Raw genomic sequence first — 12,620 nt, forward strand, 5'->3', positions numbered from 1 at the left:
TCAAGGATTCTCCATGACTTATACAATCGCTCAACCTTGCGTTGATGTAATGGACCGCGGCTGTGTTGAGGAATGCCCCGTCGATTGCATTTACGAAGGCAAGCGCATGCTCTACATCCACCCAGATGAGTGCGTGGATTGCGGCGCCTGCGAGCCCGCATGCCCGGTAGAAGCCATCTTCTACGAGGACGACGTTCCCGATGAGTGGATCGATTACAACGATGCCAACGCAGCATTCTTCGATGACTTGGGCTCACCCGGTGGAGCGGCAGCCCTTGGCCCGCAAGATTTCGATGCGTCAATGGTAGCCGCGCTGCCCCCACAGAATCAGGAGTAATTCATGGCCCGCACACCGCTAGGACAATCGCTTCCGGATTTCCCCTGGAACTCGCTGGCTGGCGCCAAGAAGAAGGCCCAGGCGCACCCAGATGGAATCGTTGACCTTTCGGTGGGCAACCCCGTAGATCCGGTCGCCCCCGGCGTGCAGCTGGCGCTGTCCTCTGCCGCCGAGGCCCCCGGTTATCCGCAAACGCAGGGCACGCCCGAGCTGCGCGAGGCCATCGCCTCAGCCCTCCGCCGCCGCTACCACATGGACGTAGACCGCGTCCTGCCCGTGGTGGGCACGAAGGAGGCCATCGCCTGGCTGCCTACCCTGTTGGGCATGCGCGGCGAGACCGTCGCCTTCCCCTCGGTGGCCTATCCCACCTACGAGGTCGGCGCCCTCCTCGCTGGGGCCACCCCGCTGCGCGCCGACGACGACTTCCAGGATGCCTCCCTGGTATTCATCAATTCCCCGTCCAACCCCACGGGCCGCGTCGCTGGGGTAGAGGAGCTGCGCCGCATCGTGGCTTGGGCCCGCTCGACCGGCGCTATCATCGCCTCCGACGAGTGCTACATGGGCTTGGGCTGGAACGACGACAACCCGCCGGTATCCATCCTGGATCCCCGCGTGACCGACGGCGATAATACCGGGCTTATCGCCATGCATTCGCTGTCTAAGTCCGCGAATATGGCCTCCTACCGCGCCGGATTCTTCGCCGGCGATAATGACCTCATCGCGGAGCTCCTAGAGCTGCGCAAGCACGCCGGCCTCATCGTGCCGGGCCCGATTCAGGCGGCGATGGTTGCCGCGCTTGACGATGACCCCACCGAAGCCCTCCAACGCCAGCGCTACGCCGCGCGCCGCGCCGAATTGATGCAGGCGCTCATCAAGGCGGGCTTTACCATTGACCACTCGGACGCCGGCCTGTACCTCTGGGCCACCCGCGGCGAAGACTGCCGCGAGACCATCGACTGGTTGGCTTCGCTCGGTATCCTCGCTGCCCCCGGTGATTTCTACGGTCCCTCGGGCGCACAACACGTGCGCATTGGCTTAAACGGCACCGATGAGCGGGTGCGCGCCGCCGTCGAACGCCTCGCCAGTGCCTAACTCACCTCGCGCGTTTCGCCCGCCTGCGCGGGAGGGGATTTCTCCCCGCAGGGTGGTCTTGCGCGATCGCGTTCCTGTAGAAGGCGAATATTGGGCCGCCCGCGCTGGCGACTCGCCTTTTCCGGAGGGAACCCTCCTTCCCGCGGGTACGGTTCTTTCGCGCCCCATCCCCGTGTGGTATCACCCCTTCGTCCCGCCGGAGGATCCGATCCCCTTTGGCTACACCGTCGTCCACGCGGATGAAGACATCATCGTTGCCGATAAACCGCACTTTCTTCCCACCACCACGAATGGCCGCTTGCAGCGCGAAACCCTGCAAACCCGGCTGCGCGTGGACTTCGGCGAAGACGAAATCGTGCCGCTTCACCGCCTTGATCGCCTCACCGCAGGTCTTGTCATCTGCTCGCGCAATCCTGCGACCCGCGCGGCCTACCAGCGCATCTTCCTGGAGGGGAGGGCGGTGAAGAGGTATAGGGGCATCGTCAAGCAGCCGTTTTTCTGCGATGAGGAAATCAGGCTGCCGATGCATAAGCCGCGGGGCAGCAGGCAGGTGCTCGTGGCTGATAATGGCACGCCGACTTCGACGTATGTGCGAGCTGCGGGGCGGGAGGTGACCATGTGGCCGCGGACCGGGCATACGCACCAGCTGCGGGTGCTGCTGAACCACCTTGGGAGCCCGCTCATTGGCGATGACACCTATCCCACGCCGCGTCCGCTCGACCTCTATGACTTCTGGCGCCCGCTTTCCTTGCTGCACGAAACTATATCTTTTATAGATCCTTTATCACATTCGGAGCGTCAGTTTTTCAGTTCGCGGGGCTTAGGAACTACAATCAGGTAATTACTAACCTCCGGCAAGAAAGGCGGCCCATGGCAGACCTCAGCGTTGCGCGCTTTGCGTCCAATTTTGGGCAATTCCTTAAGTTCGGTCTTGTCGGCGGCTTGGGTACCGCGGTTAACCTCTTCGTGTATTTTCTCGCGCAGAAACTCTTTGGCGCGGCGGATATCTTTGCCGAGGATCCCTTCATGAACCTCTTCGGTTCTGCATTCCACATCCGCTGGTACCACGTCTTTGCCACCATCTCCTTCCTCGTGGCCAATACCTGGAACTACCAGCTCAACCGCATGTGGACCTTCCGTACCGTGTCCAAGGTGTCCTGGATTCGCGGTTTCTTCCCGTTCCTTTTGGCGGGAATCGGGGCGTTTATCGTCAGTCAGGTCATCCTGACGCTGCTTATGAACCCCAACTCGCCCGTGGGCCTGCCCACCGATGTCTTCGATAACTCCACCGGATTGCGCACCAAGTCTTATTGGGCGCAGGCCATTTCCATCGTCGTGGCGATGCCCATCAACTTCATCATCAACAAGCTCTGGACGTTCCGCTCCAAGCCCAATAAGGCAGTCGTCGTCGACGAGGTCGCGCCGGTTTAACTACCTGCCCTTCGCCGCCGGCCACGGCCCTGCCGCCCGCACAACCCCAGCCGCCCCAACCGCCCTTCGCGCTCACCAGCGTGGGCTGCTGGGGTCTTTTTATGCCGCCGGTGAGCGGCAAGGGCGGGGAGGGGCATCGCCAAGCAAGTGTATGTGCGACACCCATCCCTTCGCGCTCACGCTGGGGTAGTTTTCATCGACGCCATGCCTGCTCGGTGAGCGGCACGGGAGGCTGCGCCCTTCGCGCTCACCGACAACAGTTGCCGACGGTGAAACCTACTCCCTGTGAGCGGCAAGGGCGGGGAGGCCGGGCGCCGCTGACGCTAGCCCCTTCGCGCTCACGGGGCGTAGCAAACGGAAACCACCCGCCGTCCGCGGTGAGCGCGAAGGGCGGGTGGTGGAGTGCGTGATGGCGGTGGGAGTGAGCATTAGTCCTCGAGCTCGGCGTCGAGGCGGGACTGATCGCGGCGGTTTTGCTTACGTCGGAGTGTGGGGGAGAGGAGGACGGCCGTGATGGCACCTACGGTGGCGCCGATGAGGTAGGGGGCGGCATCGGAAAGCGCGAAGGCGTGGTAGGCGATGCCGGCGAAGCAGATAAACATCGGGATGAGGTAAAGGGCGGTTAAGGTCCAATTGGAGCGGACCGTTGGGGTGGCGATGTGCTTGCGCAGCCAGGCGGTGCTGAGGGAGGTGCCGGCGATGGAGGGGATGATGGCGAGCAAGGCGAGGAGGCTGAGGCGGCCGGGGAGGGACCACGCGAGGATGGCGGCGACGATGAGCTCGAGGAATGTGATTGGGGTCAGGGTGATGGCGGAGGCCTTGGTGAGGATGTCGCGTTCGAACTCGTCGGTGGAGGCGCGCTCGATGTGGTTGAGGGATATGTTTGCGATGGCGTTAATCATGTTGTTCAGCTCCAAAGATTTCTTCGACTGTTTTGTTTAGTTCGTGGCAGATGTCCAATGCGAGGTGCACGGACGGGGAGTAGTTGCCGCGTTCGATATTTGCGATAGTTTGCCGGGAGACGCCGACGCGCTCTGCTAGTTCGCCTTGCGACCATTCGCGCCAGCGCCGCCACTTGCGGACCATGTTGGGTTGTCCGGCCACATCATCACCTCTCTTGTCGTGTTTACATGACTTAATGTCAAGTAAACTTGACATTATGGCAAGGGTTAGACGCATAGATGCCAGCGCCAATATGGCTGGGTGGCGGACATGGGAAGCTGTGGCTTGCGGCCTTTGAGCAGGTCACGGGTGGCTTTGATAAGGAGAATGACTTGGTCAAGGTGGTGCGTGACGTCATCGGCAGTAAAGCGCAGGACCGTGTACCCGTGCGCGGTTGCGGCGTTCTGTTTGGAACGGTCGGCCTGGAACGCGATGCTGTGGCTGTGGTAGGTCCAACCATCGATTTCCACGATGAGCTTGCCCATCAGTAGGTCGAAGCGGTATCCACACACTAGGGCGTTGTGAACAGGGAAAATGCCCTCTGCGCGCAGCGCGCGGCTGACTTTCCGCTCCGGCGGGCTATCCGCGCCGATGGCGGAGAGTCGAATCGTCTTTTTCAACGCGCGCGGTGTCCGGCCCATTCGCTTGCGGTCCCGCTCCAGCCGGCCGGGCCCCTTCTCGCCGCGATAAAACTCCTCCAGCAGCGAGCCGCATGCCCTGGCAATCTTCCGCGCGGCCCACAGAACCTGCACTACCGGAAGCCCCTTGACCAGGCTCGTTGCCTTGAGCCGGGAATGCGAGACGCGGAAATTCTTGCCGCGCAGCGTGCGCGGGCCCTCCGCCTCCAGCGGAAACGTCAGCGGCCGGTCGAGGTGAATTTCTTGCGCGGTCTTCCCCGTAAAATGAATGCGGCTCAGCCCATGCACCAGCGCCTTCGCCACCGCCATCGGCGACCACTCGTCGGTATAAATTCCCCGGTGCACGCGGTACAGCTTGCCCGCGCGCACCCGCCGCCGAATCGCGTCCTTGCCTAGTCCCTGCTCGCGCAACTGCGCGGTTGTCCATGCCCCCATGGCTTCAACTTAAAAAGGGGCCGCCTCCTCGTCCAGACGGGGTCCGACAGCCTGTGGATAACCCGCCTATTTTGAGGTTTCGCGCTCCCTTCTCGGCGCTGCCCTGTGGATAACTCCCTCCACTCCTCCCTCGACGCCCCCCCTTCGCGCTCACCGGCGGCCACTTGGGTGCGCTGGAACGTCCCCTGGTGAGCGCGAGAGGCGAGTGTGGTCCCAGCCCGCCCTTTGCGCTCACGCCCACGCTTTCCGATGCCCATTTCTTCCTCCCCGTGACCGCGAGGGGCGGCCCCACACCCGTCGCGCTCATCGGGAGGTGAAAACGCCGTACCCCGCCCAGTGCTGGTGAGCGCGAAGGGCGGGGGCGGGGTAATGGGGCGTGAGGGCGGGGCGTCAGGTGATGAGGGTTGAGCGGCAGGCACGGTGGGCTGGATGTGAGGTGTAGGGCGCGAGGGACGGAGGCAGGGAGTGGCCGCTAGGTCAGCGGGAGCGTGGAGGTTGGGTCGATGCCGCGAGCCTTGGAATTGAGCACACCCGCGATGGCGAGCACCGCGAACATGGCGGCGGCGGAGAGGAGTTGGGTGCGGGCGGTGGCATCGGTAAGCATGAGCACCGCGATGGCCGCGAAGAGGGCGAGGGCGAACCAGGTGAGGTAGGGAAATGCCCACATGCGGATGGGGAGGGGATGCAGTGCCTCGAGTTGGCGGCGCAGGCGCAGCTGGCTGACGGCGATGAAGACCCACACGATGAGCAGGGAAGCGCCGGCGGCGTTGAGCATGAAGGTGAGCAACCAGCCGGTATCGGCGTAATTGAGGACGACCATGAGCGCGGACAGTGCGACGGACAAGGCGATGGCGGTCGTGGGCACGCCTTCGGTATTGGTGGCGGCGAAGATGCGCGGGGCCTCGCCGCGGGAGGCGAGCGAGTGCATCATGCGGGAGGAGGCGAAGATTTGCGCGTTGAAGGCGGATAGCAGCGCGAGGACGATGATGACCTCCATGATGCCGGCGGCACCGGGGATGCCGGCGCGGTCGAGGACCATGGTAAATGGCGATTCGGCGGCGGTGGAGGCGGCGTCCAGGCTGGAATAGGGAAGCAGGAACGTGATGACGAGGACGGAGCCCAGGTAGAACACGGAGATGCGCAGGATGGTGGAGCGCACGGCGTTGACCAGGGATTTCTCGGGGTCATCGGATTCGGCGGACGCGATGGCGACGACCTCGATGCCGCCGAAGGCGAAGGCTACGGCGAGCAGGCCGGCGGCGACGCCGCCGAGGCCGTTGGGCATGAAGCCATCGGCAAGGAAGACGGATGTGCCCACGAAGGTGTGGCCGGGCAGGAGGCCGAAGATGAGGAGGACGCCGATGATGAGGAAAGCGATGATGACGACGACCTTGATGAGCGCGAACCAGTACTCGAACTCGCCGAAGGCGCGCACGCGCAGCAAGTTGACGAGGCCGAAGACGGCGACGCAGATGGCGGCGGGGATCCAGGGCGGGACGTCGAACCACGAGCCGATGAAGCCCGCGGCGCCGGTGATTTCGGCGCCGAGGACGGCGACGGTGGCGCACCAGTAGATCCACCCTTGGGTAAAGCCCGCCCAGCGGCCGATGCCGTGCTCGGCGTATTCGGAAAAGGAGCCGGAGGCGGGAATGACCGTTCCCATTTCCCCAAGCATTTGCATCACGAGGATGGCGAGGAATCCGGCGATCGCGTAGGCGATGATTACCGCTGGGCCGGCGGCGGAAATGCCGACGCCCGTGCCAAGGAAGAGACCGGCGCCAATGGTGGAGCCAAGCCCCATCATGGTCAGGTGGCGGACCTTCAGGCCAGAACCAAGGGTAGAAGAGTTATCAGACACTTCTCCATGGTATTTCTCGGCCGCGGGGCACCGGAATTGGGGTGGCGTTAATTCTTGTGGAGGTCCTCGTTCAGCGCGACGGCCTCGGCATTCCACTCCACGGCCTCGACGGCACCGGAGACGGAATTGCGGCGCAGCAGCAGGCCGGAGGCGCCGGAGAGCTGGGAGCCCTTGACGGCCTCGCCATTGCCGACGCCCAGGGCCTCGGCCACCTTGCCAAAGACGGCGACCTTGGTGCCGGCGGTGACGTAGAGGCCGGCTTCGACAACGGCGTCATCGCCAAGCGAAATGCCAATACCCGAGTTAGCGCCGAGCAGGCAGCGCTCGCCGATGGAAATAACTTCCTTGCCGCCGCCGGACAGGGTGCCCATGATGGAGGCGCCGCCGCCGATATCGGAGCCATCGCCCACGACGACGCCCGCGGAAATGCGGCCTTCCACCATGGAAGCGCCCAGGGTGCCGGCGTTGAAATTGACGAAGCCCTCGTGCATGACCGTGGTGCCCTCTGCCAGATGGGCGCCCAAGCGGACGCGGTCGGCGTCACCGATGCGCACGCCGGAGGGGACAACGTAGTCCACCATGCGGGGGAACTTGTCCACGGAGTAGACCACGACGGGGCCGCGGGAGGCTAGGCGGCCGCGCACCATCTGGAAATCGGAGACGGCGCAGGGGCCGTAGTTGGTCCACACCACGTTATTGAGGTGGCGGAAGATGCCGTCCATGTTGAGGCCGTGCGGCTTTACCTCGCGGTGGGAGAGCAGGTGGAGGCGCAGGTAGGCGTCGTAAGTATCGGTCGGGGCCTCGTCGAGGTCAGCGATGGAGGTTTCCACCGCCACGCGGGCCACGCCGCGCTCCTCATCGGGGCCGACGAGGGAGGAGAACTGCTGCGGAGTCTCCTCCAAACGCGTCGTGCCGGTGGTCTCTACTTGCTTATCGGTATGAACTGCTGGGAACCAAACGTCCAAGACGGTGCCGTCGTGGGTAATGGTTGCCAGGCCACGTGCGGATGCAGAAGTCATGGTGGCTAGCTTAGCAATTACTGCCGTACTTGTTCGCGCTTGCCCGCGGGAACCACGAAGGACAAGGCGACGAGCGCGGCAAAGAGAATGATGACGGCAATGACTTGGTTGCGGGCGGAGGGATCAAAGAGCATGAAGATGGTCAGCGCGGCCAACGCGGCGGCGGTTGCCCAAGGCAACCAGGGGTAGCCGGGCACGCGGATGTCCGTGAGCTCGCCATTCGCCTTCAACTGTGGGTGCAGCTTGAGGAAGGAGGCGACGATGAAGGCCCAGACCACCAAGAGGCAGCCGCCGACGGCGTTGAAGAGGAAGGCCAGCAGTCCCGGCGGGTTCCAGAACTGCAGGCCCACCGAGGCGAAGGCGAAGATCATGGACAAGATGACGGCGTTGATGGGGGAGCCGGAGTGGTTGGTCTTGAGGAAGAACTTGGGCGCGCAGTGGTCCTTGGCCATGTCGAAGACCAGGCGCGAGGTGGCGTAGATCTGCGCGTTGAAGGCGGATAGGAGGGCCAGAGCGATGATGGCCTCCATGAAGCCGGCTGCGAATGGAATCTTGGCGGCCTCGAGCACCAGGGTAAACGGCGAATCGGCGGCGGCATCGGCGTCTTGGATCTGGCTAAACGGCAAGGCCATGGTGATGACCACGATGGAGCCGATGTAGAAGATCATGATGCGCACGATGATGGCGCGCACTGCAGTTGCCACGTTGCGGGCTGGATCCTCGGACTCGGCGGCGGCGATGGTCACCAGCTCGATTCCACCGAAGGCGAAGGCCACGGCCAGCAGGCCCGCGGCGAAGCCGGGCATGCCATTGGGTAGGAAGTTATCGGTGAAGTTGGTGCCGGCACGGGAGAGATCCATGCCGGGCAGGATGCCCAGTGCCATGAGGATGCCGATGACGAGGAAGGCGATGATGACGGCGACCTTGATGATGGCGAACCAGAACTCGAATTCACCAAAGCCGCGCACGGCGGCGAAATTCACCACGGCGAAAAACGCCACCGCGATAAGTGCGGGAATCCACGGGGCGATATCGAACCAACTGCCGATGATCGCGGCGGCGCCCGTGATTTCGGCACCCATGACCATGATGAGCATGAACCAGTAGATCCAGCCCATCGTAAAGCGCGCCCAGTGGCCGAAGGCCTGGCCGGCGTAGGTGGAAAAGGAACCCAGGGAGGGGCGGGCCGCGGCGATTTCCCCGAGCATCCACATGATGAGCGCGATGAGGACGCCGGCGACGGCATAAGAGATGAGCACCGAGGTGCCGGATATTTGGATTCCCAATCCGACGCCCAAGAAGAGACCGGCACCCACCGCGGAGCCAAGGCCCATCATGGTGAGGTGTCGCGATTTCAATTGTGTGGCTTCGGCCATAATTACCACCTTGTGAGAGGTTATTTTTTGCAGTGAAGTGAACATTACACAATGCAACGGACCCAGCGGGGCGCTACCATGGCGGCTTGTGACTTTAGATCTATATGCCGACCCCATTGAAGTGACCAAGGCGCTCGTCGATATCCCGAGCCCCTCCCACCACGAGGAGGCCATCGCGGATGCGGTGGAAGAAGCCCTGCGTGGTCTAGACGTGGAGGTCGCCCGCTTTGGCAATACCGTGTGTGCGCGCACGAACCGCGGGTTGGATTCCCGCGTGGTTCTTGCAGGCCACATCGATACCGTTCCATTGGCAGATAACGTACCGCATCGCATGGACACCGCCGAAGATGGCGCCGAGATCATGTTCGGCTGCGGCACCGTGGACATGAAATCCGGCATGGCGGTCTACCTCAACGCCTTTGCTCACCTGCATGAATCGGAAGAGCTCCAGCATGACCTGACCATCATTGCTTATGAGGGCGAAGAGGTATCCACTGAATTTAATGGGCTGGGCCATTTGCAAAAGGACCACCCCGAGTGGTTGCAGGGCGATTTCGCGCTCCTCGGCGAGCCCTCCGGCGCCATGGTCGAGGCCGGCTGCCAGGGCACGATTCGCCTGCGCGTGACGGCACATGGCACCCGCGCGCACTCGGCCCGCGCTTGGCTCGGCTCCAACGCCGCGCACAAGCTCGCCCCCGTCATGACGCGCATTGCGGACTACGAGCCGCGCGAGGTCACCATCGATGGCTGTACTTACCGCGAGGGCCTGAACATCGTCCACATGGAGGCTGGCGTGGCCACCAATACCCTGCCGGACGAGGCATGGATGTTCGTCAACTTCCGCTTCGCCCCGGATCGCAGCACGGAGGAGGCGCTGGAGTACATGAAGGGGGTCATCGGCAAGCATGAGGACGTCACCATAGAGATCGATGACATCGCCGGTGCCGCCCTGCCTGGCTTGGGGCAGCCTGCGGCACGCGCGCTTGTCGATGCCGTCGGTGGCAACGTCCGCGCCAAGTTCGGCTGGACCGATGTCTCGCGCTTTGCTGAGATGGGCATTCCGGCCGTGAATTTTGGCGCCGGCGATCCGGGCTTTGCGCATAAGAAGGACGAGCAGGTGCCCACGGCGCAAATCACCGAAGTTTCTACCGCTCTGTTTAATTACTTGAAGGGATAAAAATGACCCCTGACCACATGCGTACCCTGCGCGGCCCGCTCTTGCTGCGCAGCGAGGGAGAACAAGGCTCCACCTTTGACCAACGCCTGCTGGAATCCGGCGCGGACCACGAATGGCAGCATGCCGATCCGTGGCGCGTGCTGCGCATCCAAGGTGAATTCGTCGCCGGCTTCGATGCGCTGGCTAAGCTGCCTAAGGCAGTGACGGTTTTTGGTTCCGCGCGCACCAAGCCTGAGGATGCGAGCTATCAGATGGCCGAAGAACTCGGCCGCAAGCTCGCCGAGTGCGCCTACGCCGTCATCACTGGCGGCGGCCCCGGCATCATGGAGGCGGCGAATAAGGGCGCGCACGAGGGCGATGGTCTCTCGGTGGGACTCGGCATCGAATTGCCGCACGAGCAAGGCCTCAATAAGTACGTGGACCTCGGCCTGAACTTCCGCTACTTCTTCGCCCGCAAGACCATGTTCTTGAAGTACTCCCAGGCCTTCGTCTGCCTGCCCGGCGGCATGGGCACCATGGATGAATTCTTCGAGGTTCTCTGCATGGTTCAGACTGGCAAGGTCACCAACTATCCCATCGTACTCCTGGGCACCGAATACTGGTCTGGCCTGCTGGAATGGATGAAAAATACCCTTGCCGCCGGCGGGTACATCAACGAAGATGACCAAGAGCTTTTCCTGCTTACCGATGACCCCGATGAGGCCGTCGCCCACATCATCGAGCGCCACAAGGTGATGAGCGATAAGCGCATTAGGGAGCCGCGTTGAGCCTCGCGCGCGTGATGGCGATAGTCAATCGCACTCCGGATTCCTTTTATGACAAGGGGGCCACCTTTGACATGGACCCCGCCCTCAAGCGCTGCGATGAAGCCATTGCGGCGGGAGCCTCCATCATCGATATTGGCGGGGTCAAGGCCGGGCCGGGTGAGGAGGTGGATAGCGCGGAGGAAATCGACCGCGTCGTGCCCACCATCGCCCGCGTGCACGAGCGCCACCCAGAGGTACTCATTTCCGTCGACACTTGGCGCAGCGAGGTGGCCGAGGCCGCCATCGCCGCCGGGGCCGGGCTGGTCAATGACACGTGGGCCGGCTGGGATCCGCAGCTTATCGAGGTCGCCGGCCACCACCGCGTGGGCTACGTGTGCTCGCATACCGGCGGGATTACCCCGCGCACCCGCCCGCACCGCGTCCACTTTGATGACGTCGTCGCCGATGTCATTGCTGAGACCACCGCCCTGGCGGAAAAGGCCGCGGGGCTCGGCTGCCCGGAAGAGCTCACCTTCATCGATCCCACGCACGACTTTGGTAAAAACACCTATCACGGACTCGAACTCCTGCGACGCATCGACGAGATCGTCGCTACCGGCTGGCCCGTGCTCATGGCGCTTTCCAATAAGGACTTCGTGGGCGAGACCCTCGCGCGCGGGGTAGGAGACCGCGTTGCCGGAACGCTCGCCGCCACCGCTTGGGCCGCAGCGCACGGGGTGGCCGCCTTCCGCGTCCACGAGGTTGCTGAGACGGTCGACGTCATCCGCATGACCGCCGCCATCCAGGGCACGGCCGCACCCCTTGACACCACGCGCGGGCTCGCATGAGCGTTTCCGTCATCATCCCGGCGCTCAATGAGGAATCCACCGTGGCCGGCGTTATCCGCGCCTGCCTTGCCGATGACCCACTCGAAGTGCTCGTCATCGACGCCGACTCCACCGACGAGACCGCCGCAGTCGCGCGCGCCGCCGGCGCCGATGTGCGCAATTGGCTCGATATCCTGCCCGAACCGCCGCGCCCTGGCAAGGGCGAATCACTCTGGCGCGGGGTCGCCGCCGCGCGCGGTGACATCGTCGTCTTCATCGACGCCGACCTAGAATCCGCCGCGCCCGGCATGGTCACGGCGCTCGCGGCGCCCTTTGAGGATCCTGGAGTGAATATGGTCAAGGCCCGCTATCGCCGCAGCCTCAACGGCCAACCCACCGGCGGCGGACGCGTGACCGAATTGACCGCAAAGCCGCTCATCCGGCAATTCTTCCCGGAGCTAGCCCATATCGACCAACCCCTGGGCGGCGAGTACGCTCTTCGCCGCTCTGCCGCGCTAGAGGTGCCCTTCGTGGAGGGCTATGGGGTGGAAGCGGGGCTACTGGTGGACATCGGCAAGCGCGGCGGGCTGACAGAAGTCGACCTAGGCACCCGAGTCCACCGCAACCGGCCGCTTCATGAGCTCGCGCCGATGGCGGATATCGTGGCACGCACGCTGCTTTCGCGCGCTGGGGTGGGAGCGCCGATTGCTCAGCGCCCGCCACTGCTAGGTAGGATTTAAGC

14 protein-coding genes are annotated in these 12,620 nt (G+C 63.6%); 8 read left to right on the forward strand and 6 right to left on the reverse strand.

Features of this window, described 5'->3' with window-relative positions; genetic code table 11:
• Positions 1-13 precede the first annotated feature (13 nt).
• Genes fdxA through HMPREF1261_RS10615 form a run of 4 tightly spaced genes read left to right on the forward strand, consistent with a single transcriptional unit; the run spans position 14 to position 2,860 of the window.
• Complete coding sequence (fdxA, locus tag HMPREF1261_RS10600) at positions 14-337, forward strand: ferredoxin (RefSeq protein WP_023017724.1); 324 nt, start codon at positions 14-16, stop codon at positions 335-337.
• Positions 338-340: 3 nt separating this feature from the next.
• On the forward strand, positions 341-1,429 hold the full coding sequence (gene dapC, locus HMPREF1261_RS10605) for a succinyldiaminopimelate transaminase (RefSeq protein ID WP_005282219.1): 1,089 nt from the start codon (positions 341-343) through the stop codon (positions 1,427-1,429).
• 52 nt (positions 1,430-1,481) lie between these two features.
• Positions 1,482-2,270 (forward strand): pseudouridine synthase, encoded by a 789-nt coding sequence (locus HMPREF1261_RS10610; RefSeq protein ID WP_023030938.1) that lies wholly within the window; start codon positions 1,482-1,484, stop codon positions 2,268-2,270.
• A gap of 29 nt (positions 2,271-2,299) precedes the next feature.
• Positions 2,300-2,860, forward strand: coding sequence for a GtrA family protein (locus HMPREF1261_RS10615; RefSeq protein ID WP_023030939.1), 561 nt, complete (start codon positions 2,300-2,302; stop codon positions 2,858-2,860).
• 428 nt (positions 2,861-3,288) lie between these two features.
• Here the strand turns inward: HMPREF1261_RS10615 and HMPREF1261_RS10620 are convergent, their stop codons facing one another.
• From HMPREF1261_RS10620 to HMPREF1261_RS10645, 6 genes are all read right to left on the reverse strand, one after another.
• A complete protein-coding gene (locus HMPREF1261_RS10620) occupies positions 3,289-3,762 on the reverse strand; it encodes a hypothetical protein (protein ID WP_023030940.1) in 474 nt (157 codons plus the stop codon).
• Positions 3,755-3,964: a helix-turn-helix transcriptional regulator gene (locus HMPREF1261_RS10625; RefSeq protein WP_023017728.1), complete on the reverse strand. Its 210-nt coding sequence runs from the start codon at positions 3,962-3,964 to the stop codon at positions 3,755-3,757. The genes HMPREF1261_RS10620 and HMPREF1261_RS10625 overlap by 8 nt, the downstream gene beginning before the upstream one ends.
• A gap of 65 nt (positions 3,965-4,029) precedes the next feature.
• Positions 4,030-4,875 (reverse strand): type IV toxin-antitoxin system AbiEi family antitoxin domain-containing protein, encoded by an 846-nt coding sequence (locus HMPREF1261_RS10630; RefSeq protein ID WP_005282232.1) that lies wholly within the window; start codon positions 4,873-4,875, stop codon positions 4,030-4,032.
• Between the two features lie 472 nt (positions 4,876-5,347).
• Entirely contained in the window at positions 5,348-6,679 is a 1,332-nt protein-coding gene (locus tag HMPREF1261_RS10635) for an amino acid permease (RefSeq protein WP_330931568.1), read from the reverse strand.
• Positions 6,680-6,780: 101 nt separating this feature from the next.
• Complete coding sequence (gene dapD, locus HMPREF1261_RS10640) at positions 6,781-7,752, reverse strand: 2,3,4,5-tetrahydropyridine-2,6-dicarboxylate N-succinyltransferase (RefSeq protein ID WP_023030943.1); 972 nt, start codon at positions 7,750-7,752, stop codon at positions 6,781-6,783.
• Between the two features lie 17 nt (positions 7,753-7,769).
• Positions 7,770-9,128 carry an amino acid permease gene (locus HMPREF1261_RS10645; RefSeq protein ID WP_005280106.1) on the reverse strand — a complete coding sequence of 453 codons (1,359 nt, stop codon included), beginning with the start codon at positions 9,126-9,128 and terminating at the stop codon, positions 7,770-7,772.
• 88 nt (positions 9,129-9,216) lie between these two features.
• On the opposite strand from HMPREF1261_RS10645, the gene dapE reads away from it, so the two are divergent.
• Genes dapE through HMPREF1261_RS10665 form a run of 4 tightly spaced genes read left to right on the forward strand, consistent with a single transcriptional unit; the run spans position 9,217 to position 12,618 of the window.
• A complete protein-coding gene (gene dapE, locus HMPREF1261_RS10650; protein WP_023030944.1) occupies positions 9,217-10,305 on the forward strand; it encodes a succinyl-diaminopimelate desuccinylase in 1,089 nt (362 codons plus the stop codon).
• 2 nt (positions 10,306-10,307) lie between these two features.
• On the forward strand, positions 10,308-11,072 hold the full coding sequence (locus HMPREF1261_RS10655) for a TIGR00730 family Rossman fold protein (protein WP_023030945.1): 765 nt from the start codon (positions 10,308-10,310) through the stop codon (positions 11,070-11,072).
• Positions 11,073-11,086: 14 nt separating this feature from the next.
• Positions 11,087-11,899, forward strand: a complete 813-nt coding sequence (gene folP / locus HMPREF1261_RS10660; protein WP_023017734.1) for a dihydropteroate synthase — start codon at positions 11,087-11,089, stop codon at positions 11,897-11,899.
• Positions 11,896-12,618 (forward strand): glucosyl-3-phosphoglycerate synthase, encoded by a 723-nt coding sequence (locus tag HMPREF1261_RS10665; RefSeq protein WP_023030946.1) that lies wholly within the window; start codon positions 11,896-11,898, stop codon positions 12,616-12,618. The genes folP and HMPREF1261_RS10665 overlap by 4 nt, the downstream gene beginning before the upstream one ends.
• Positions 12,619-12,620 lie beyond the last annotated feature (2 nt).

This window comes from Corynebacterium sp. KPL1818 (genome assembly GCF_000478135.1).
Classification (GTDB): domain Bacteria; phylum Actinomycetota; class Actinomycetes; order Mycobacteriales; family Mycobacteriaceae; genus Corynebacterium; species Corynebacterium accolens.

Excerpts from the sequence above, each read along its gene's own strand:
- fdxA (WP_023017724.1), top strand. The coding sequence starts at position 14 with ATGACTTATACAATCGCTCAACCTTGCGTTGATGTAATGGACCGCGGC.
- dapC (WP_005282219.1), top strand. The coding sequence starts at position 341 with ATGGCCCGCACACCGCTAGGACAATCGCTTCCGGATTTCCCCTGGAAC.
- HMPREF1261_RS10615 (WP_023030939.1), top strand. The coding sequence starts at position 2,300 with ATGGCAGACCTCAGCGTTGCGCGCTTTGCGTCCAATTTTGGGCAATTC.
- HMPREF1261_RS10620 (WP_023030940.1), bottom strand. The coding sequence starts at position 3,762 with ATGATTAACGCCATCGCAAACATATCCCTCAACCACATCGAGCGCGCC.
- HMPREF1261_RS10630 (WP_005282232.1), bottom strand. The coding sequence starts at position 4,875 with ATGGGGGCATGGACAACCGCGCAGTTGCGCGAGCAGGGACTAGGCAAG.
- HMPREF1261_RS10635 (WP_330931568.1), bottom strand. The coding sequence starts at position 6,679 with ATGATGGGGCTTGGCTCCACCATTGGCGCCGGTCTCTTCCTTGGCACG.
- dapD (WP_023030943.1), bottom strand. The coding sequence starts at position 7,752 with ATGACTTCTGCATCCGCACGTGGCCTGGCAACCATTACCCACGACGGC.
- HMPREF1261_RS10645 (WP_005280106.1), bottom strand. The coding sequence starts at position 9,128 with ATGGCCGAAGCCACACAATTGAAATCGCGACACCTCACCATGATGGGC.
- HMPREF1261_RS10655 (WP_023030945.1), top strand. The coding sequence starts at position 10,308 with ATGACCCCTGACCACATGCGTACCCTGCGCGGCCCGCTCTTGCTGCGC.
- folP (WP_023017734.1), top strand. The coding sequence starts at position 11,087 with ATGGCGATAGTCAATCGCACTCCGGATTCCTTTTATGACAAGGGGGCC.
- HMPREF1261_RS10665 (WP_023030946.1), top strand. The coding sequence starts at position 11,896 with ATGAGCGTTTCCGTCATCATCCCGGCGCTCAATGAGGAATCCACCGTG.